At 72.0% G+C, this 21,049-nt stretch carries 14 protein-coding genes; 13 read left to right on the top strand and 1 reads right to left on the bottom strand.

What is annotated here, in order from left to right; translation table 11 throughout:
* Positions 1–48 precede the first annotated feature (48 nt).
* From IF17_RS0108140 to IF17_RS0108100, 9 genes are all read left to right on the top strand, one after another.
* Positions 49–828 (top strand): TIGR03936 family radical SAM-associated protein, encoded by a 780-nt coding sequence (locus tag IF17_RS0108140; protein ID WP_030563643.1) that lies wholly within the window; start codon positions 49–51, stop codon positions 826–828.
* Positions 829–1,058: 230 nt separating this feature from the next.
* On the top strand, positions 1,059–5,315 hold the full coding sequence (locus IF17_RS0108135; RefSeq protein WP_030563641.1) for an Rne/Rng family ribonuclease: 4,257 nt from the start codon (positions 1,059–1,061) through the stop codon (positions 5,313–5,315).
* 333 nt (positions 5,316–5,648) lie between these two features.
* Entirely contained in the window at positions 5,649–6,767 is a 1,119-nt protein-coding gene (locus IF17_RS0108130) for a DegT/DnrJ/EryC1/StrS family aminotransferase (protein WP_030563640.1), read from the top strand.
* Entirely contained in the window at positions 6,764–7,783 is a 1,020-nt protein-coding gene (locus IF17_RS0108125; protein ID WP_030563638.1) for a Gfo/Idh/MocA family protein, read from the top strand. The genes IF17_RS0108130 and IF17_RS0108125 overlap by 4 nt, the downstream gene beginning before the upstream one ends.
* On the top strand, positions 7,773–9,353 hold the full coding sequence (locus IF17_RS0108120) for a glycosyltransferase (RefSeq protein ID WP_030563636.1): 1,581 nt from the start codon (positions 7,773–7,775) through the stop codon (positions 9,351–9,353). Before IF17_RS0108125 ends, IF17_RS0108120 begins: the two co-directional genes overlap by 11 nt.
* On the top strand, positions 9,350–11,020 hold the full coding sequence (locus IF17_RS0108115) for a glycosyltransferase family 2 protein (protein ID WP_030563634.1): 1,671 nt from the start codon (positions 9,350–9,352) through the stop codon (positions 11,018–11,020). The genes IF17_RS0108120 and IF17_RS0108115 overlap by 4 nt, the downstream gene beginning before the upstream one ends.
* Entirely contained in the window at positions 11,017–12,303 is a 1,287-nt protein-coding gene (locus tag IF17_RS0108110; protein ID WP_030563632.1) for a nucleotide sugar dehydrogenase, read from the top strand. The genes IF17_RS0108115 and IF17_RS0108110 overlap by 4 nt, the downstream gene beginning before the upstream one ends.
* A gap of 135 nt (positions 12,304–12,438) precedes the next feature.
* Positions 12,439–13,764 carry a glycosyltransferase family protein gene (locus IF17_RS0108105; RefSeq protein WP_030563630.1) on the top strand — a complete coding sequence of 442 codons (1,326 nt, stop codon included), beginning with the start codon at positions 12,439–12,441 and terminating at the stop codon, positions 13,762–13,764.
* A complete protein-coding gene (locus IF17_RS0108100; RefSeq protein WP_030563628.1) occupies positions 13,761–15,896 on the top strand; it encodes a glycosyltransferase in 2,136 nt (711 codons plus the stop codon). The genes IF17_RS0108105 and IF17_RS0108100 overlap by 4 nt, the downstream gene beginning before the upstream one ends.
* A 45-nt stretch (positions 15,897–15,941) precedes the next feature.
* Here the strand turns inward: IF17_RS0108100 and IF17_RS0108095 are convergent, their stop codons facing one another.
* Complete coding sequence (locus IF17_RS0108095) at positions 15,942–16,544, bottom strand: acyltransferase (protein WP_030563626.1); 603 nt, start codon at positions 16,542–16,544, stop codon at positions 15,942–15,944.
* Positions 16,545–16,837: 293 nt separating this feature from the next.
* Between IF17_RS0108095 and rplU the strand changes: the two genes are divergently transcribed.
* The 4 genes from rplU to IF17_RS0108075 all read left to right on the top strand — a co-directional run bounded on the left by rplU (position 16,838) and on the right by IF17_RS0108075 (position 20,862).
* Positions 16,838–17,158 (top strand): 50S ribosomal protein L21, encoded by a 321-nt coding sequence (gene rplU, locus IF17_RS0108090; protein ID WP_003969204.1) that lies wholly within the window; start codon positions 16,838–16,840, stop codon positions 17,156–17,158.
* A gap of 14 nt (positions 17,159–17,172) precedes the next feature.
* Positions 17,173–17,430: a 50S ribosomal protein L27 gene (rpmA, locus tag IF17_RS0108085; RefSeq protein ID WP_015608479.1), complete on the top strand. Its 258-nt coding sequence runs from the start codon at positions 17,173–17,175 to the stop codon at positions 17,428–17,430.
* A gap of 158 nt (positions 17,431–17,588) precedes the next feature.
* Positions 17,589–19,025 carry a GTPase ObgE gene (obgE, locus tag IF17_RS0108080; RefSeq protein WP_030563624.1) on the top strand — a complete coding sequence of 479 codons (1,437 nt, stop codon included), beginning with the start codon at positions 17,589–17,591 and terminating at the stop codon, positions 19,023–19,025.
* A gap of 337 nt (positions 19,026–19,362) precedes the next feature.
* A complete protein-coding gene (locus IF17_RS0108075; protein WP_030563622.1) occupies positions 19,363–20,862 on the top strand; it encodes a bifunctional cytidylyltransferase/SDR family oxidoreductase in 1,500 nt (499 codons plus the stop codon).
* Positions 20,863–21,049 lie beyond the last annotated feature (187 nt).

Here is a 21,049-nt window from a genome sequence, read left to right as displayed (position 1 = left end):
GAACCACTGGGCAAGCGACAGCCCGAAGGCCCGCCGCCCGCACCGGCAGTGCAGCGCATCCGTTTGCGCTACACCAAGCGCGGCCGCCTCCGGTTCACCAGTCACCGCGACTTCCAGCGGGCCTTCGAGCGGGCACTGCGCCGCTCCGAGGTGCCGATGGCGTACTCGGCGGGCTTCACCCCGCACCCCAAGGTCTCCTACGCCAATGCCGCCCCCACCGGCACGGGCAGCGAGGCCGAGTTCCTGGAGATCGCCCTCACCGAGGCGCGCGACCCCGACCTCCTGCGCGAGCTGCTCGACAGCTCGCTGCCGGACGGTCTCGACATCACCGACGCGGTGGAGGCCCGCACCTCCGGCCTCGCCGAGCGGCTGACCGCCTCCGTCTGGGAGATGCGCCTCGACGGCGTCGATCCCGACGAGGCGCGCAGAGCCGTCGACGCGTTCAACGCCGCCGAGGCCGTCGAGGTCCAGCGCAAGGCGAAGAACGGCATCCGCACCTTCGACGCCCGCGCCGCCGTGGCCGACCTGCAGGCCCTTGATCCACCGGCTGATAGGCCGGGGGACAAGCCCTGTGCGATACTGCGGCTGGTTGTTCGGCACGTGACACCTGCCGTGCGACCCGACGACGTCCTGTCCGGTCTCCGCGCTGTGGCCGACCTGGCGCCGCCCGTCCCCGCCGCGGTGACGAGGCTGGCGCAGGGGCTCTTCGACGAGGAGTCCGGCACGGTGACCGACCCGCTCGCGCCCGACCGCGAGGCCGCCCCGACCGCACATCCCGCGGTCGCAGCAGCCGTCGCGACGGCGCCGGAAGGTGCAGGTTCCGCGTAAGGCGGTCGTTGTAGCGCAGCCCTCCGACTCGGGAGCCACCTGGGTCGGGCCGCGCACTGACCCATAAGACTTTCGCCAGGCCGTCCGCAACACCGCGGACGGAACCGGCGAGCCAGACATCAGCTCCCGTGCGGCGCCCGCGCCCCGGACGAGCGGTATCGCACCACTGCGGACCGTGCCGGACCGGAAACAGACGCGGCGCCCGGGAGCGCGACGGGAGAACCGCCCGCATGCCTCAGCCGAACGAACCCGCTTCCAACGGGAACAACGAAGAGAACACCCCCGGCGACAAGCTGCCGCCGCGCCGCAGGCGCCGCGCCGCTTCCCGCCCGGCAGGACCGCCCGGCGCGGCCCAGGCGCCCGCCGAGGACACCGCCCCGGCCGCCGCCGTGGAGACCCCGGTCACCGCGCCCGAGGAGACGGCCCCCGAGACCGCGCCCCCCGCCCGTACGCGCCGTCGCGCCGTGCGCAAGGCGACCGCACCCGCGGGCGCTCCGGAGACCGCCGAGGTGGTCGCCGAGGTCGTCGAGACCCCTGCTCCGGTGGCCGAGGCCCCGGCCCAGGCCGCCGAGCCCGCCGAGGAGGCCCCGGCGCCGCGTACCCGCCGCCGCGCGGTCCGCAAGGCGACGGCTCCGGCCGGTGCCCCGCAGGCCGCCGAGGTCGTCGAGGTCGTCGAGACCCCGGCCGAGCCGGTCGAGCCGCTCGTGGAGGAGACGGAGGAGGACGAGGAGCCGGTGGCCGAGGCCGTCGAGCCCGAGGCCGCCCCGGAGCCCCCCGCCCCGCGCCGCCGCCGCGCCTCCCGCAAGGCCACCGCGCCTGCCGGAGCCCCGCAGGCCGCCGAGGCCGCTGTCGTGGTCGAGCCGGTCGCGCCCGCCGCGCCCGTGGCCGAGCAGGCCGCCGAGGCCGCCGCGCCCGTGGAGCCCGCCGCCCCCGCCGCCGAGGCCCCGCGTGGCCGTACCCGCCGCCGGGCCTCCGCCCCGGCCGGCACCCCGCAGGCCGCCACCGCCACGGACGCGGCCGCGCCCGCCGTGGAGCCGGTCCCGGCCGCCGCCGAGGTCGCCGCGCCCACCGAGGAGACCCCGGCGCCGCGCAGCCGCCGCCGTGCCTCCCGTAAGGCCACCGCGCCCGCCGGCGCACCCCAGGTCAGCGAGGCGGCCGAAGAGCCGGTGGAGGCCGTGGAAGCCGCCGAGAGCCTGCCCGCCGCCGTGGCCGAGGAGCTCGCCGCCGAGGTGGAGGAGGTGGAGGAGGCCGCCCCGCGCGGACGCCAGCGCCGCCGGGCCACCGCCGCCGCCGGCCGCCCCGAGTTCACCACCAAGGCCGAGGAGCCGACCCGCAAGGGCCGCCGCGCCACGCGCCCCGCCGTCGCCGTGTTCCAGGCCCCGGTCTTCGCCGAGCCGATGTTCCAGACCCCCGAGACGGCCGCCGCCGCTGCCGCGGCCGGTTCCTCCTCCCCGTACGACGAGGTCGACGAGGCCGAGGAGCAGCAGCAGAGCACCGGGACCGCGCAGGTCTCCGCCCCCGCCGAGGCGGCGCCGCAGGGCGGCTCGCGCCGCCGTCGCCGCCGCCGTGGCGAGGCCGCCGAGCAGCCCGAGCAGACCGCCGCCCCGGTGGAGGCGCCCGCCGAGGAGGCCCCTGAGGCCGAGGCCGAGGTGGACGAGCACGAGGGCGAGGACACCGACGAGTACGGCGACCGCCCCTCGCGCCGCCGCCGTCGCGGTGGCCGCCGTCGCCGCCGTGGCGAGGCCAACGACACGGACGAGGCCGAGCAGCACGCCGACGAGGCGCCCGCCCCGTCCCGCGCCGAGGACGACCAGGCGCCGGCCCAGGTCCAGGAAGCCGATGACGAGGAGGAGGACGACCACGACTCCTCCGCCTCCGGTTCGAGCAGCAGCCGTCGCCGTCGCCGCCGCCGTCGCCGCAGCGGTGAGGGCGGGGCCGAGGCCGACAACGGCACCGACGACCCGGAGCGTACGGTCGTCAAGGTCCGCGAACCCCGCAAGAAGGAGGCCGAGCGCGAGCCGGGCACCGGCTTCGACGAGGTCCAGTCCATCAAGGGCTCGACCCGTATGGAGGCGAAGAAGCAGCGCCGCCGCGAGGGCCGCGAGCAGGGCCGCCGCCGCGTCCCGATCATCACCGAGGCGGAGTTCCTCGCCCGCCGCGAGGCCGTCGAGCGCGTGATGGTCGTCCGCCAGAGCGGCGAGCGCACCCAGATCGGCGTCCTCGAGGACAACGTGCTCGTCGAGCACTACGTCAACAAGGAGCAGGCCACCAGCTACGTCGGCAACGTCTACCTGGGCAAGGTCCAGAACGTGCTGCCCTCCATGGAGGCCGCGTTCGTCGACATCGGCAAGGGCCGCAACGCCGTCCTGTACGCCGGTGAGGTCAACTTCGAGGCGCTCGGCATGGCCCACGGGCCGCGACGCATCGAGACCGCGCTCAAGTCCGGCCAGTCGGTCCTGGTCCAGGTGACCAAGGACCCGATCGGCCACAAGGGCGCCCGCCTCACCAGCCAGGTCTCGCTGCCCGGCCGCTACCTCGTCTACGTGCCCGAGGGCTCGATGACCGGGATCAGCCGCAAGCTGCCCGACACCGAGCGCTCCCGCCTCAAGACGATCCTCAAGAAGATCGTCCCCGAGGACGCGGGCGTCATCGTGCGCACCGCTGCCGAGGGCGCGAGCGAGGACGAGCTGCGCCGTGACGTCGAGCGGCTCCAGGGTCAGTGGGAGGAGATCCAGAAGAAGGCGAAGGGCACCAGCGGCTCCAACGCGCCGACGCTGCTCTACGGCGAGCCGGACATGACCGTCCGGGTCGTCCGCGACATCTTCAACGAGGACTTCTCCAAGGTCATCGTCAGCGGTGACGACGCGTGGGAGACCATCCACGGGTACGTCTCGCACGTGGCGCCCGACCTCACCGAGCGGCTCTCGCGCTGGACGTCCGAGGTCGACGTCTTCGCGACGTACCGCATCGACGAGCAGCTGATGAAGGCGCTGGACCGCAAGGTCTACCTGCCCAGCGGCGGTTCGCTGGTGATCGACAAGACCGAGGCGATGGTCGTCGTCGACGTCAACACCGGCAAGTTCACCGGCCAGGGCGGCAACCTGGAGGAGACCGTCACCAGGAACAACCTGGAGGCGGCCGAGGAGATCGTGCGCCAGCTGCGGCTGCGCGACCTCGGCGGCATCGTCGTCGTCGACTTCATCGACATGGTGCTGGAGTCCAACCGGGACCTCGTCCTGCGGCGCCTGCTGGAGTGCCTGGGCCGCGACCGCACCAAGCACCAGGTCGCCGAGGTCACCTCGCTCGGCCTGGTCCAGATGACCCGTAAGCGGGTGGGCCAGGGTCTGCTGGAGTCCTTCTCCGAGACCTGTGTCCACTGCAACGGGCGCGGTGTGATCGTCCACATGGAGCAGCCGACGTCCGTCGGTGGCGGCGGCGGTTCCAAGAAGTCCAAGAAGCGCCGCGGCGGCGCGGGCCAGGACCACGAGCACGGTCACGAGCAGGACCACGGCCACGAGCACGGTCACGACGACCACGCGGCCGAGCCCGTCGAGACCGAGTCCGAGGCCGAGCTGGCCGCCGAGGTCGCCGCCCCGGTGTCCCTGGCGGACTTGGAGCCGGCCGCGGACGAGGAGTTCTACAGCAGCCCGGCCGAGGCCGAGGCGGCCGCCGGGCGTGGCCGTGGCCGCCGTCGGGCGTCCCGCAAGGCGTCGGCCCCGGCCGGTGCCCCGAGGACCGAGGCGCCCGCTCCCGTCGTCGAGGCGGAGCCGGTCGCCGAGCAGGTCGTGGAGCCGGTCGCCGAGCCGGTCCTCGACACGCCCGAGCCGGCGAAGGCTCCGGAGGCCCCGGCCGCCCAGGAGGCCGCCGAGGTGGCCGAGGCCGCGCCCCAGGGCCGTACGCGTCGTCGCGCCACCCGTAAGGCCACCGCCCCGGCGGGTTCGCCGAAGCAGGCCGAGCCGGCGGAGCCCGTACAGCCGGCCGAGCCGGCCACGGACCCGGTCGCCGTCGAGGACCCGGTCGTCGAGGCGCCCGCCGAGGCCCCGGCCCCCGTCCAGGAGCAGGCCCCCGTGGCCGAGGCTCCCCAGGAGGCCGCGCCGCCGAGGGCCCGCCGCCGGGTGACCCGTAAGGTCACCGCTCCGGCGGGTTCGCCCACGGGCTCCCAGGAGGCGGCGGTCCTCGTCGTCGAGTCGGCGCCCGAGCCGAAGGCCGCCGAGGCCCCGGAGGCCGAGGCCGCCGAGGCCCCCGCGTCCGGTGAGCCGGACGAGGCGCCCGTGGCGAAGAAGACGGCCCGCAAGGCTGCCGCCAAGAAGGCTCCGGCGAAGAAGGCGGTGGCCAAGAAGACGGCCGCCAAGAAGACCGCCGCGAAGAAGACGACGGCGAAGACGGCCGCGAAGAAGACGACGAAGAAGACCGTCGCCGCCGAGCAGTCGTCGCCTTCCGTGACCGCCTCGGCGCCGTCCACCGACGGTGAGGCGTCGGCCGGCTGACGATTCCCGGCAATCGGTTGTTCATTTTCCGTGGCCCGTCCCGTTACTTTCGGGGGCGGGCCACGGGCTTTGTACCAGAACTGATGCAAGGGGAGTTAACGTTCCCGAAATCGGTTGTGAAATCCCTGATAATGTGACGGCGGCTGTTGGACTGTCAGAGTTCTTCGCAGAAACTACAATTGGTGACCGGTTCGGAGACCCACGGACCGGATCGGATTCCCCGGCAGAGGCGTCGGCATCGTGCCGGTGGCGTTTCGCGCGGCCTCGTAAGACGTCCCGCACCCCAGAATTCTGCCCGGTAACGAGCTCTTGCGGTGTTCAAGGAGGACGTCCATGACGAGCATCAACGAGCAGCCGATTCCCGCTGCCCGTCCGGTCATCGGGGAAGACGAGATCGAGGCCGCCGTACGCGTACTGCGCAGCGGCCGGGTCGTGCAGGGGCCCGAGGTCGCGGCGTTCGAGGAGGGCTTCTCGCGCCTGGTCGACGGGCGGCACTGCATCGCCGTCAACTCGGGCACCTCGGCCCTGCAACTACTGCTCCTGGCCCTGGGGATCGGCCCCGGTGACGAGGTGATCGTCCCCTCGTTCTCCTTCGCGGCCTCCGCCAACGCGGTCCGCCTGACCGGCGCCGACGTGGTCTTCGCCGACATCGAGCCGGGCGGCTTCGGTCTCGACCCGGCGGCCGTCGAGGCCGCGATCACGCCCCGCACCGCCGCGGTCATGCCGGTCCACCTCTACGGCCACCCGGCCGCGATGGACAAGCTCATGCCGATCGCCGACAAGCACAAGATCGCCGTCGTCGAGGACGCCTGCCAGGCCCACGCGGCGGCGCTGAACGGCACCCCGGTCGGCGCGTTCGGCGCGGGCGGCACCTTCAGCTTCTACCCGACCAAGAACATGCACGCCCTCGAAGGCGGCATGGTCACCACGGCCGACGCCGCACTGGCCCGTACGCTGCGCCTCCTGCGCAACCAGGGCATGGAGCAGCGGTACGCCAACGAGATCGTCGGCGCCAACATGCGGATGACCGACGTCTCCGCCGCGATCGGCCGCGTCCAGCTCGCCAAGGTCGAGGAGTGGACCGAGCAGCGCCGGGCCAACGCCGCGTACCTCGACGCCCACATCACCGCCCCGGCCGTCACCACGCCGCCGGTGGCGCAGGGCGCCCGGCACGTCTACCACCAGTACACCGTGCGGATCCGGGGCGACCGGGACGCCGCGATGGCCGGGCTCACCGAGGCGGGCGTCGGCAACGCGGTCTACTACCCGACGCCGATCCACCGCCTCAAGCCGTACTGGGAGCCGGACCAGAAGGCGGGCCGCACCTGGGAGCTGCCGGAGACCGAGAAGGCCGCGGCCGAGGTCGTCTCGCTGCCCGTGCACCCCTCGCTCACCCGGAACGACCTGGAGCGCATCGTGACCGCCGTCAACTCCCTGGGGGAGAACCTGTGACCGCCGCACTGAAGGCCGGGCTCATCGGCCTCGGCTCCATGGGCCGCAACCACGCCCGGATCCTCGCCGGCCTGGAGGGCGTCGAGCTGGCCGGTGTCGTCGAGCCGGCGGGCGACCGGAACGGCTGGGCGCAGGGCGCCCCCGTCCTGTCCACCGTCGACGAGCTCCTCGCCCGCGGTGTCGACTACGCCGTCGTGGCCTGCCCCACCGGCCTGCACGAGAAGGTCGGCCTCCAGCTCGCCGACGCCGGTGTCTGCGCCCTGATCGAGAAGCCGCTCGCGGACACCGTCGAGGGCGCCCGCCGCCTCGTCGAGGCCTTCGAGTCCCGCGACCTGGTCGCGGCCGTCGGCCACATCGAGCGCTGCAACCCGGCCCTGCTCTCGCTCCGCGCCCGCCTGGAGGCCGGTGAGCTGGGCGACGTCTACCAGGTCGTCACCCGCCGCCAGGGCCCCTTCCCGCACCGGATCGCCGACGTCGGCGTGGTCAAGGACCTCGCCACGCACGACATCGACCTGACGGGCTGGGTCACCGGCCAGGCGTACACCTCGATCGCTGCCCACACCGTCTCCAAGTCGGGCCGCCCGCACGAGGACATGGTCTCCGCCGTCGGCCAGCTCTCCGACGGCACGATGGCCAACCACCTGGTCAACTGGCTGAGCCCGCTCAAGGAGCGGTTCACCTCGGTCACCGGGGAGCGCGGCTGCTTCATCGCCGACACCCTCACCGCCGACCTCACCTTCCACTCCAACGCGGCGGTCGCCACGGAGTGGGAGGCGTTGCGCGCCTTCCGCGGGGTATCCGAGGGCGACATGATCCGCTACGCCATCCCCAAGCGCGAGCCGCTCCTTGTCGAGCACGAACTCTTCCGCGACGCTGTGCGGGGGGAACCCGCCGACGTCTGCACCCTGCGGCAGGGTCTCCTCACCGTCGAGGTGGCCGAAGCCGTACTGGAGTCCGCCTCCACCCGCACCACCGTTACTCTCACGGCTCCGGACCGGACGGAACATGGCACCTGACATTCCTGATTTCACCGACTTCACCGCGATCCCCCGCAAGGGTTCACGCGGTCGTATCGTCATGCTCGTCGACAACAGCGTGCACGGCGACTCCCGCGTACAGAAGCAGGCGAGCTCGGCGGCCGAGGCCGGCTGGGACGTCATCCTGCTGGGCAAGTTCTCCGGCAAGGAGGAGGTGCGGGCCTGGCAGCTCGGTGACGCCGAGGTCCGCCTCCTCGGGGTCAAGGCCAAGATGTCGACCCGTCCCCAGGACCTGCGCGGTGCTCCGATCCGGCGGCCCCTGGCCTACCCCTCCGAACGCGTGGCCGAATTCCGTACGCAGCAGGTCAAGGCCTGGCGGGCCGACCTCCGGGTCCGCGGCGCCGCGCTCAGGACCGGCGAGGACCGGTCCCCGCTCGGCTCCGCCGGCGGCCAGGTGTGGCTGGCGGCGCGCCGGGGCGCGGCCAAGGCCAGCAGCCGCTGGGTGAAGCTGCGCTCGCGGCACACCAGGAAGCTGCGCAGCATCCGCAGGACCCGGTCCGCGGCCCTCGACAAGGCGACCACCGCCTTCTGGCTGACGACCATGGGGGACCGCGCGTGGCGGCGGCTCGACCCGAGCGTCTGGGACTTCGAACTGAGTTACGGCCCCGTCATCGACGCGCTGGAACCGGACATCATCCACGCCAACGACTTCCGGATGCTCGGCGTCGGCTCCCGCGCGAAGCTCCGCGCCCGCGCGGCCGGCCGGCCGGTCTCCCTGGTCTGGGACGCCCATGAGTACCTGCCCGGAGTGCGCTCCTGGGTGAACCAGCGGAAGCTGCCGGCGATGGTGGCGTACGAGCGGGAGCACGCCAAGTACGCCGACGCGGTGGTGACCGTCTCCGGCGGCCTCGCCGATCTCCTGAAGGAGACCCACAAGCTGTCCGAGCGCCCGGACGTGGTGCTCAACGCGCCGGAGGCGGCCGAGGCCTCGCGCTTCACCGCTCTGCCGGTCCCCGACCTGCGCGACCTGTGCGGCATCGGCCCGGACGTGCCGCTGCTCGTCTACAGCGGCCTCGCCGCCCGCCAGCGCGGCCTCGACATCATGGTGGACGGGCTCCCCGAGCTGCCCGGCGTCCATGTCGCGTTCGTGGCGAGCCACCCCGAGCTGCCGTACATCCGTACGCTGATGAAGCGGGCCGAGGAACTCGGCGTCCAGGACCGGGTGCACGCCATGCCGTACGTGCCGCACTGGCAGGTCGTCTCGTTCCTGTCGACCGCCGATGTCGGCGTCATCCCGATCCACCACTGGCCGAACCACGAGATCGCCCTGATCACCAAGTTCTTCGAGTACTCGCACGCCCGGCTGCCGCTGGTGGTCAGCGATGTGAAGACCATGGCCGAGATGACCCGCCGGACCGGTCAGGGCGAGGTCTTCGAGGCCGAGAACGTCACCGACTACGTCCGGGCCGTCCGGGCCGTGCTCGACGCACCCAAGCGCTACACCGCCGCCTACGAGGTCGAGGGCAGGCTGGACGAATGGACCTGGGAAGCCCAGGCCGAGGTTCTCGACGGGGTCTACACCCGGCTGATGCGAGGTACGGCGAGATGACCGGAACACCCGACGTCACGGTGGTCGTCGCCGTCTACAACACCATGCCGTACCTCACCGAATGCCTGAACTCCCTGGTGGCGCAGACCATCGGCGAGGACCGGCTGCAGGTCGTCGCGGTCGACGACGGATCGACCGACGACAGCGGCCGCGAACTGGACCGCTTCGCGGAGAAGTACCCGGACGTCTTCACTGTGGTCCACCAGCCCAATTCGGGCGGGCCCGCGGCCCCGAGCAACCGTGCCCTGGAGCTGGCCACCGGCCGGTACGTCTACTTCATAGGGTCCGACGACCACCTCGGTGAGGAGGCGCTGGAACGCATGGTCGCCTGCGCCGACGCCAACGAGTCCGACGTGGTCGTCGGCAAGATGGTCGGCACCAACGGGCGCTACGTCCACCAGAAGCTGTACTCGGGCAACCAGACCGACGTCAGCCTCTACGACTCGGCGCTCCCCTTCACGCTCGCCAACACCAAGCTCTTCCGCCGCGAGCTGGTGGAGAAGCACAAGCTGCGCTTCCCCGAGAACCTGCCCGTCGGGAGCGACCAGCCGTTCACCATCGAGGCGTGCGTCCGGGCCCGCAGGATCTCCGTCCTCTCCGACTACACGTACTACTACGCGGTCAAGCGCGGCGACGCGAGCAACATCACCTACCGGGCGGACCACCTGGCCCGGCTCCGGTGCACGGCGCGCATCATGGACCACACCGCCGGACTCATCCCGGCCGGGCCCCGGCGCGACGCCGTCCTCAAGCGGCACTTCGAGTGGGAGCTGTCCAAGCTCATGCTCGACGACTTTCCCGCGCTCCCCCTCGAAACGCGGCAGGAGATCTGCGCGGGGCTGGCCGCCCTCCAGGACACCTACTTCACCGACGCCCTGCGCGACGCGACCGGTGTGAAGAGACGGGTCCGCCTCGGCCTCGCCCGGCGCGGCGCCGTGGCGGAGCTCACCCGCGCCATCGTGGACGAGGCGGAGCACGGAGCTCCGCCCTTCCTGCTGGAAGGGGACCGCGCCTTCGCGCCCTACCCGGGCTTCCGGGACGCCGCGATCGGTCTCGACGACCGGTGGTACGAGGCACGGGAGTCGGTCGCCGGCCGGCTCGCGGACGGTACGAAGCTGCTGTCGGCCGCCTGGGAGCAGGACGGGGAGGATCTCACCCTCGCCCTGAAGGTGCGCGTCGGCGTCACCGGCGACACCTCCTCGGCCGTCGTCGCCCTCGCCCAGGGCGCCCTGCCGAAGAGCGCCGACAAGCCCGGCGCCCGCAAGCTGCCCAAGGACGCCGAGCGCCCGGAGGCGGTCGGCGAGTTCACCCGGGAGCCCGCCGACGACGGCACCGGCACCCTGCTGAGCGCCCGCATCCCGGTCGACCGGATCCGCGCCAAGCGGGGCGTACGCGTCTACGTCGACGTCGCGGGCACCACGTACGAGATCCCGGTCCGCACCGACGGCCTGCCGATGCCGCTGGCCCGCCGGTGGGGGAGGACCACCCCCTACCGGGTCTCGGCCAACCCGAACGCGAAGGGGCGGCTCGTGATCACGACCGCCCTGCTGTGGGAACCCAAGCCCGACCTGGGCACACGGCTGCGCCGAACGCTGTCCGGGCTGAAGCGGAAGCTGTCCGGGGCGAAGCGGAAGCTGTCCCGGCTGAAGAGGAAAGTGTCCCGATGAACATCTGTGTAGTCGCGCTCGGCAAGATCGGGCTTCCGCTCGCCGTGCAGTTCGCCGCCAAGGGCCACCGGGTCATCGGCGCCGACGTCAACGAGAAGGTCGTCGAGCTGGTCAACGCGGCCACCGAGCCGTTCCCCGGCGAGCACGACCTCGGCGTCAAGCTCCAGGAGACGGTCGGCGCCGGCCTGCTCTCCGCCACGACGGACACCACGGCCGCCGTCGCCGCGTCCGACGCCGTCGTGGTCGTCGTCCCGCTCTTCGTGGACGCCGAGGGCACCCCGGACTTCGGCTGGATGGACGCCGCCACCAAGGCCATCGCGGCGGGCCTGAAGCCCGGCACCCTGGTCAGCTACGAGACCACGCTGCCCGTCGGCACGACCCGTACGCGCTGGGCGCCGATGCTGGCCGAGGGCTCCGGCCTCACCCCGGGCGAGGACTTCCACCTGGTCTTCTCCCCGGAGCGGGTGCTGACCGGCCGGGTCTTCGCCGACCTGCGCCGCTACCCCAAGCTCGTCGGCGGCATCGACGAGGCGTCCGCCGCGGCGGGCGTCGCCTTCTACGAGGCCGTGCTCGACTTCGACGAGCGCGCGGACCTGCCCCGCCCCAACGGCGTCTGGGACCTCGGCACGGCGGAGGCCTCCGAGCTGGCGAAGTTGGCCGAAACCACCTACCGGGACGTCAACATCGGGCTGGCCAACCAGTTCGCCCGGTTCGCCGACCGGAACGACATCGACGTCAAGAAGGTCATCGAAGCCTGCAACAGCCAGCCCTACAGCCACATCCACCAGCCCGGCATCGCCGTCGGCGGCCACTGCATCCCGATCTACCCGCGGATGTACCTGTGGAACGACCCCGAGGCCACCGTCGTGCGCGCGGCCCGCGAGGCGAACGCCGCGATGCCCGAGTACGCCGTCGACCTGCTGGCCGCCGCCTACGGCGACCTGGACGGCGTCGGGGTCCTGGTGCTGGGCGCCGCCTACCGCGGGGGCGTCAAGGAGACCGCGTTCTCCGGCGTCTTCGGGGTCGTCGAGGCCCTCAAGGCGCGCGGCGCGGTGCCGTTCGTCACGGACCCGCTGTACACCCCGGAGGAGCTGACCGCCCTCGGTCTCGTCCCGCACGACAGCCACCAGGCCGTCACCGCGGCGATCCTCCAGGCCGACCACGCCGAGTACCGCGAGCTCGCCGCGGCCGACCTGCCGGACGTCCGTGTCCTGGTCGACGGCCGCCGCACGACGGATCCGGAGAAGTGGGCCGGCGTACGACGCGTAGTGATCGGTGGCTGACCTTCCGTAGACGACGGGGGCAGGGGTGAAGGCCTGCCGTGCTAGCGTTTTGACGTGTCTAACACCCCTGCTCCCCACCATGTGATTTACCTGGCGATCGGGTTTCCCCCCGCTGCGAAGAGCTGCGCCTACCGGATGCGTGAAACAGCCAACCAATTCGTCTCGCAAGGCTGGGACGTCACGGTGGTGACCATTGCCGACGAGTCCTGGGAGCGGGACTTCGGCCTCGACCACACGCTCTCCGAGCGGGTCGATCCGCGCGTTCGCATCGTGAAGCTGCCGCTGGTGCGCGAGGACCTGGAAACCGATATCCGGAAGTTCTCCGAGGACCGCGCGCTCCGGCCGACGCAGTGGGCTGCCGCGTACCGCAAAAAGGGGATGAAGGAATTCCCCGAGCCGATCTACGGTGGCTGGAAGGCCGACCTGGAGAAAGCCGTCGAGCGGATCCACCGGGAGCGGCCCGCCGACCTGACCGTGGCGACCTGCGTGCCGTACGTGAACATGGCCGCCGCCCTGCACCTGTGGGAGACCCACAAGGTTCCGTACGCGATCGACTTCCGGGACGGCTGGTCCGTCGACGTCATCGAGGGCGGCGAGGCCTTCTCCGCCGACTCGCCGTCCGGCGTGTGGGAACGCAAGGTGCTCAGCCGGGCGTTGTCCCTGTGGCTGGTGAACGACCCGATCGCCGAGTGGTACCGGGAGCGTCACCCCGATCTGGCCGACCGCGTCCACGTCGTGCGCAACGGGTACGACGAGGACAGCGTCCCGGCCCGTACGCGCGTCCCCGACGCAGACGCCGGGCTGACCTTCGGGCACCTCGGCGTGGTGACCTCACCGCCCCGCATCCTCAAGGCCGTACTCGACGGCTGGCGCATCGCCCGCGAGCGGGACCCGCTCGTCGCCCGCTCACGGCTGGAGATCCGCGGCCAGATCGGCTCCGGGGCGACCCGCGAGGCCAACGCCCACATGGAGCTGATCCGGCAGGCGCAGGCCCGCGGTGAGGCGGTGAGCTTCGGGGGGCCCGCCCCCAAGGCCGAGCTGGCGGACATCTTCGCGAGCTGGGACGTCCTGCTCCTCATGATCATGGGCGGGAAGTACATGACGTCCGGCAAGGTCTACGAGTACGCCGCGACCGGCCTGCCCGTCATGTCCGCGCACGCGGTGGAGCACGACGCGACCACCGTGATGACCGGCCACCCGCTGTGGACGGGAGCCTTCGGCTTCGACGAGGAGGCGCTGGCCGCCGCCTACTCCAGCGCCGCGAAGCTCGCGGTCGACGCGAGCGACGAGGACCGGGCGGCGGCCAGGGCCCACGCGGCGCAGTACGCGCGAGCGGCCCAACTGGGCCCCGCCGTACGCCGTCTCATCCGCCAGGCCGTCCCGGCCCCCGAGGGGGACGGGAGCTCCGGGACGCCGTCCACGGCCCCGGGCACCCACGAGGTGGAGGACCTCTCCGTATGACGCACGTACTGCTGATCGCCGGAACACGGCCGCAGGCCGCGGTCCTCAAGGCGTCGCTGGAGAAGTTCCGCGCGGCGGGCGCCACCGTCGAACTGGCGGGGCTCTTCGCCCCGGACGACATCGACCCCGGCCTCGAACTGACCCGGTTGCGCTCCCTGACCGAGGCGGCCGCCGAACGCGGCCGGATGTTCGAGAAGCGCGTGGCCAAGCTCTCCGCCCCGCGCCGCGTCTGGGCCACCGCCGAACGCGACCGGCAGGTGCGCGGCTCCGGCCGCCGGGCCCACGTCCTGGTCGCCCTGGACGCCACCGCCGTCTACACGGTGTGGCGGCTGGCCCAGCTGAACCGGAGGGCCCACGCCGTCTTCGGCATCGCGCCCGCCCTCAAGGCCGTCGAGGACCGCCGCGAGCGGCCGCTGCACTACGCCCTGCGGGCCGTCACCCGGTCCGTACCGACCCCGGCCAGCGCCGCCCGCACCACCAAGCGGGCCGCCCGGCGCGTGGCCGGCGGGGCGCTGCGCCGCGCCTCCTCCCCGGCCGTCCTGCGCACCTCGGTCGGCGCCAAGTCGTGGCGCGGTGCGGTGGTCGCGCCCAAGGTGCCGGACCGGCTGCGGGCCAAGCTGGCCCGGCGCGTCAGCCTGAGCATGTCCGAAGGCGGCCGCAAGGCCGGCGCCACCCTGGTGCTGAAGGACGCCGCCCGGCTCACCGCCGACCGGGCCCTGCGCGCGGACCTGCTCGCCGAGGCGGCCAGGGCCGACCTGGAGCGCGGCCACGACGACGCGGCGCTGCGCCGCTCCGCGTACGAGGCGGCGCTCACGACCGCCGACCGGTGGTACGCCAAGGGCGACGCGAAGAAGGCCGCGGCCTCGCTCTCCTCGGCGCTCACCCTCGCCTTCCCCCGGGCCGTCCACTTCGACTCGCTGACCTCGCCGCTGGCCGAGGACCCGGCCGGCTATCTGGCACCGTTCCGCGCGAGCACGGCCTTCCAGGCCATGACCGCACCCCGCGGCCGTGCGGTGCCCGCCGCCGCCCCACCGGCCGGCCGGCCGCTGCGGCTGCTGGTCACGACGTACTCCAACGCCAACTTCCTCCAGGCGATCCGCGACCGGTACGCCGACCACCCGGGCGTCGAGATCCGCTTCCTGGAGGTGAAGGAGGACGAGACGCTGCGACCGCTGGCGCGCGGCGCCCAGCGGATGATGGAGTACGCGCTCGGCGGCGCGGCCACCCTCGGCGAGCGGGCCGAGAAGGCGCTCCGGCCCCATCTGGACTGGGCGGACACGGTCTTCGTCGACTGGTGCACCAACGCCGCGGCCCTGTTCACGCTGGTGGACCCGGGAACCACCCGGATCGTCGTACGGCTGCACAGCTACGAGGCGTTCACCCTGTGGCCGCACCTGATGGACCTGGACCGGGTCGACGACCTGGTCTTCGTCGGGGACCACCTGCGCGACCTGGTCGCCGACTGCCTGCCGCGGCTGCGGGAGCCGGGCGCACCGGCGCTGCACGTCATCGCCAACGCCATGGACCTGGAGCGGTTCCGGCAGGAGAAGACCGGCGGCGACACCCGCTTCACCGTCGGCCTGATCGGGGCGGGCGTCGTCGCCAAGGACCCGCGGTGGGCCGTGGAGGTGCTGCGGCGGCTGCGGGAGCACGACGAGCGCTACCGCCTGGTCGTCATCGGCGACGGACTGGACCGCAAGGCCAGCGCCGCGGCCCGCGCCTACGACGACCTGCTCCGGCGGGACCTGGCCGAGCTGGAGCCCACCGGGGCGGTCCGGCTGCTGGGGCGCACCGAGGACGTACCGGGCGCGCTCACCGGGATCGGGGTGATCCTCAGCAGCTCGGTGCGGGAGAGCTTCCACTGCGGCCTGGTCGAGGGCGCCGCCAGCGGCGCGCTTCCGGTGGTCCGCGACTGGCCGTTCTTCGCGGGCAAGGAGCACGGCGCCCGGACGCTCTTCCCCGCCGACTGGGTGGTCGGCTCACCGGGGGAGGCCGCCGACCGCATCCTCGCGCTGACGGCGACGGAGGAGACGTGGCGCAAGGCGACGGCTGAGGCGGCGGAGCACGCGCTGACGACCTGGGACTGGCCGGTGATCAGCCCCGGGTTCGACCGGCTGCTGCTGGAGGGCTGAGCGGCAGACCTCAGGGGGCCGGCCCGCACCCCTGTCCCGAGGGGATTATGCGGCGCGCTCCCTGAGGACCCCGTCCCCCTCCTCGTACAGCGCCCCGCTCCGCGGGCACTCCCACACCCCCGGCTCACCCTCGCGGGCCACCAGGCGCACGCCGCTGCGGCCCACCCAGCCGATCCGCCGGGCCGGTACGCCGACGACCAGGGCGAAGTCGGGGACGTCCTTGGTCACCACGGCGCCCGCCGCGACCATCGCCCACCGGCCGATCCGCACCGGCGCGACACAGACGGACCGCGCACCGAGCGACGCGCCCTCGGCGACCTTGACGCCCACGGCCTCCCAGTCGCCGCCGCGCTTCTGCTTGCCGTCGGGGTCCACCGAGCGCGGGTACTGGTCGTTGGTGAGGACCACCGCCGGGCCGACGAAGACCCCGTCGCCGAGCTCGGCGGGCTCGTAGACGAGGGCGAAGTTCTGGAGCTTGACGTTGTCGCCGATGCGTACGCCGCTGCCGACGTAGGCACCGCGTCCGACGACACAGCCCTCGCCGAGCTTCGCGCCCTCACGGATCTGCGCCAGCTCCCAGATGCTGCTGCCGGCGCCGATCTCGGCGCTCTCGTCGACCTGGGCGGTGGGCTGGACCCTGTAGTTCACGGTGTGTGCCTTCCGGAGAGCTGACTGGCCCGGAAAGCATAGGTGTGGCCGCGGCTCCGGAGGAGCCACCACGGGGCCGTCACCCCGGTTTGACCCCCACACCCCGGCCCCGTAACCTTGACCCTCGGTGTGTTTTCCATACGCGCCTACCCCTGAGCACATCCCTCCCGGTAACGGTCGGTGTTCGCGCCGTCCGCCAGGAGAGGCCGCTCATCCTTCCGGATCGCCCCGGGCCTCGGCCCGTGCGAGCGGCTGGCATCAGGGGATCCGTTCCGAGCGAGAGAGAGATCCGCGTGTACGCCATCGTGCGCAGCGGTGGTCGCCAGCACAAGGTAGCTGTCGGCGACATCGTTGAGGTTGACAAGATTTCCACTGCCAAGGTTGGCGACACGGTCGAGCTCTCGACCCTGCTCGTTGTCGACGGTGACGCGGTCACCAGCGACCCGTGGGTGCTGGACGGCATCAAGGTCACGGCTGAGATCGTGGACCACCACAAGGGCGCGAAGATCGACATCCTTCGCTACAAGAACAAGACCGGCTACCGCCGTCGCCAGGGTCACCGCCAGCAGTACACGGCGATCAAGGTCACCGGTATCCCCGCGGCTGCGAAGTAAGGGACTGAGAACACATGGCACACAAGAAGGGCGCATCGTCCACTCGGAACGGGCGCGATTCCAATGCTCAGCGGCTCGGCGTGAAGCGCTTCGGCGGTCAGGCCGTCAACGCCGGTGAGATCCTGGTCCGCCAGCGCGGCACCCACTTCCACCCGGGCACGGGCGTCGGCCGTGGCGGCGACGACACGCTGTTCGCGCTGACCGCCGGTGCGGTGGAGTTCGGTACGCACCGTGGCCGCAAGGTCGTGAACATCGTTCCGCTCGCCGTCTGAGTTTTCCCGACGCGCGCAGAACGGCACACAGCACCTTCCGAGGGCGGATCTCAGCTTTCCCGGCAACCGGGGAAGCGGGTCCGCCCTCGGCGTGTTACGACAGAGACAATTCCGCATTTTCCTGCTGTACCTGCACCTGTTATCTGGAGGCACCAACCATGACCACCTTCGTGGACCGCGTCGAGCTGCATGCCGCCGCGGGTAACGGAGGCCACGGCTGCGCCTCCGTACACCGTGAGAAGTTCAAGCCGCTGGGCGGCCCCGACGGGGGCAACGGCGGACGGGGCGGCGATGTGATCCTCGTCGTCGAGCAGTCCGTGACCACGCTGCTGGACTACCACCACAGCCCCCACCGCAAGGCCACCAACGGCCAGCCCGGCGCCGGTGACAACCGTTCCGGCAAGGACGGCCAGGACATGGTCCTGCCCGTGCCCGACGGCACCGTCGTCCTCGACAAGGCCGGGAACGTGCTCGCCGACCTCGTCGGCCAGGGCACCACCTTCGTCGCCGGACAGGGCGGCCGCGGCGGCCTCGGCAACGCGGCGCTCGCCTCCGCCCGCCGCAAGGCGCCCGGTTTCGCGCTGCTCGGTGAGCCGGGGGAGAGCCGGGACATCGTCCTGGAGCTCAAGACCGTCGCCGACGTGGCTCTCGTCGGATACCCGAGCGCGGGCAAGTCCTCGCTGATCTCGGTGCTCTCCGCGGCCAAGCCGAAGATCGCGGACTACCCCTTCACCACGCTCGTCCCGAACCTCGGCGTCGTCACCGCCGGTTCGACCGTCTACACCATCGCCGACGTCCCGGGCCTCATCCCCGGCGCCAGCCAGGGCAAGGGCCTCGGCCTGGAGTTCCTGCGCCACGTCGAGCGCTGCTCGGTGCTCGTGCACGTCCTGGACACCGCGACGCTGGAGTCCGACCGTGACCCCGTCTCCGACCTCGACATGATCGAGGAGGAGCTGCGGCTCTACGGCGGCCTGGACGACCGGCCCCGCATCGTCGCCCTCAACAAGGTCGACATCCCCGACGGCCAGGACCTCGCCGACATGATCCGCCCCGACCTGGAGGCCCGTGGCTACCAGGTCTTCGAGGTCTCCGCCATCGCGCACAAGGGCCTCAAGGAGCTGAGCTTCGCGCTCGCCGGGATCATCGCGAAGGCGCGTGCCACCAAGCCGAAGGAGGAGGCGACCCGCATCGTCATCCGTCCCAAGGCGGTCGACGACGCGGGCTTCACCGTCACCCTGGACGACGAGGGCATCTACCGGGTGCGCGGCGAGAAGCCCGAGCGCTGGGTGCGCCAGACCGACTTCAACAACGACGAGGCCGTCGGCTACCTCGCGGACCGGCTCAACCGCCTCGGCGTCGAGGACGCCCTGATGAAGGCGGGCGCCCGGGCCGGCGACGGTGTGGCCATCGGACCCGAGGAGAACGCGGTCGTCTTCGACTGGGAGCCGACCGTGACGGCAGGCGCCGAGATGCTCGGCCGCCGCGGCGAGGACCACCGCCTGGAGGAGCCGCGCCCCGCGGCGCAGCGTCGCCGGGACCGCGACGCCGAGCGGGACGACGCGGAGAAGGAGTACGACGAGTTCGACCCCTTCTAGGAGGGCCCCGGCTCCCTCCAAGGCACATCTGTTCCATGACCGGACGGCTCGACTCCGTATGGAGTCCGGCCGTCCGGTGGCCTCGGGGCGGATCTACGGTGGTCAGGCCGCCGGCGGGTCGCTCAGGAGCGCCGCAAGGGCCACAGATGTGCAGATTATGCAACATCTCTGTGGATCGGATCACGCGCGTACCGGACCCGGGCCCTCCAACCTCCCTGGCCAGAGGGTGAACTGCCGGTTTCCGCGGGGGGTGCGGCGGACGGCGTCCACCTTGCGAGACGGTCACGGAGAGTGCGAGCATCGCGCTGTTCCCCCGTCATAGCAAGGTAGGTCGTCTGTGTCTGAGCCGCACGAAGCCAAGCCCCGGACCACCGCGGTCGTACTCGCCGGTGGCACCGGGCAGCGCGTGGGACTGTCGATCCCCAAGCAGCTGTTGAAGATCGCCGGCAAGGCGGTCATCGAGCACACGCTGACCATCTTCGAGAACGCCGAGGACATCGACGACGTCATCGTGCTCATGGCGCCCGGCTTCGTACCCGACGTCGAGAAGATCGTCGCCAGGGCTCAGCTGACCAAGGTCACGCGGATCATCGAGGGCGGCAACACCCGCAACGAGACGACCGAGCGCGCCATCGCGGCCCTGGGCGAGGGACTGGCCGAGGGCGAGGACCGCAACGTCCTCTTCCACGACGCGGTGCGCCCGCTGCTGTCACAGCGTGTGATCAGGGACTGTGTCGAGGCCCTCGACCGCTACCAGGCCGTCGACGTCGCCATCCCCTCCGCGGACACGATCATCGTGACCCGCACCCACGGCGGGGACGGGGAGTTCATCACCGAGGTCCCCGACCGCTCCCGGCTGCGCCGCGGCCAGACCCCGCAGGCGTTCAAGCTCTCCACGATCCGCAAGGCGTACCGGATCGCGGCGGGGGACCCCAACTTCCAGGCGACCGACGACTGTTCGGTGGTCCTCAAGTACCTCCCCGACGTGCCGATCTATGTGGTCGCGGGCGACGAGTACAACATGAAGGTCACCCAGCCGGTCGACGTCTTCATCACGGACAAGCTCTTCCAGCTCGCCTCCACCGCCGCCCCGCGCCAGGCCGACGAGGCCGCCTACCGTGAGCAGCTCTCCGGCAAGACCCTCGTCGTCTTCGGCGGTTCGTACGGGATCGGCGCCGACATCGCGAGGCTGGCCGAGAGCCACGGCGCGCGGGTCTACGCGCTGGGCCGCTCCACCACCGGCACGCACGTGGAGAACCCGGACCACGTCGACGCGGCGCTCGCCAAGGCGTACGCCGAGACCGGCCGCGTCGACTACGTCATCAACACCGCGGGCGTCCTGCGCATCGGCAAGCTGGCCGAGACGGACAACGCGACGATCCAGGAAGCTCTGAACGTCAACTACCTGGCCCCCGTCCAGATCGCGCGCGCCTCCTACAAGTACCTCGTCGAGACCCGGGGCCAGCTGCTGCTCTACACCTCCAGCAGCTACACGCGCGGCCGCGCCGAGTACAGCCTCTACTCCTCCACCAAGGCCGCCATGGTCAACCTGACCCAGGCGCTCGCCGACGAGTGGGCGGGCGAGGGGATCCGGGTCAACTGCGTCAACCCGGAGCGGACCGCGACGCCGATGCGCACCAAGGCGTTCGGCCAGGAGCCGGAGGGCTCGCTGCTCTCCTCGGAGGCCGTGGCGCACACCTCGCTGGACGTGCTGCTCTCCGAGATGACCGGTCACGTCGTCGACGTACGGCAGCAGGACCCGACCGCCGAGGCCTCGGCGTCCTCCGGGTTCGAGCAGGCTCTGGCCTACGCGCTGGACCGTCAAGGGGATGTGTAATAATTCTTGACCATTGTGTGTATACGGGCCTCTGTCTTCGCTTAGCGCGACGGCAGAGGCCCGTGTTCGTGAAGTCTTCTCTTCACACTTTCCCCCATGCGTGATCCGACCGGCACCCCCCTGGAGCAGGTTCTTCGTGATTTCGACAGCTATTCGCCTGGCCCGTGTGGGCAGCAGGTCAGAACTC

The sequence above is a fragment of the Streptomyces cyaneofuscatus genome (genome assembly GCF_000718135.1).
GTDB lineage: Bacteria > Actinomycetota > Actinomycetes > Streptomycetales > Streptomycetaceae > Streptomyces > Streptomyces cyaneofuscatus.
This window is presented reverse-complemented; position numbering and strand designations above follow the sequence as displayed.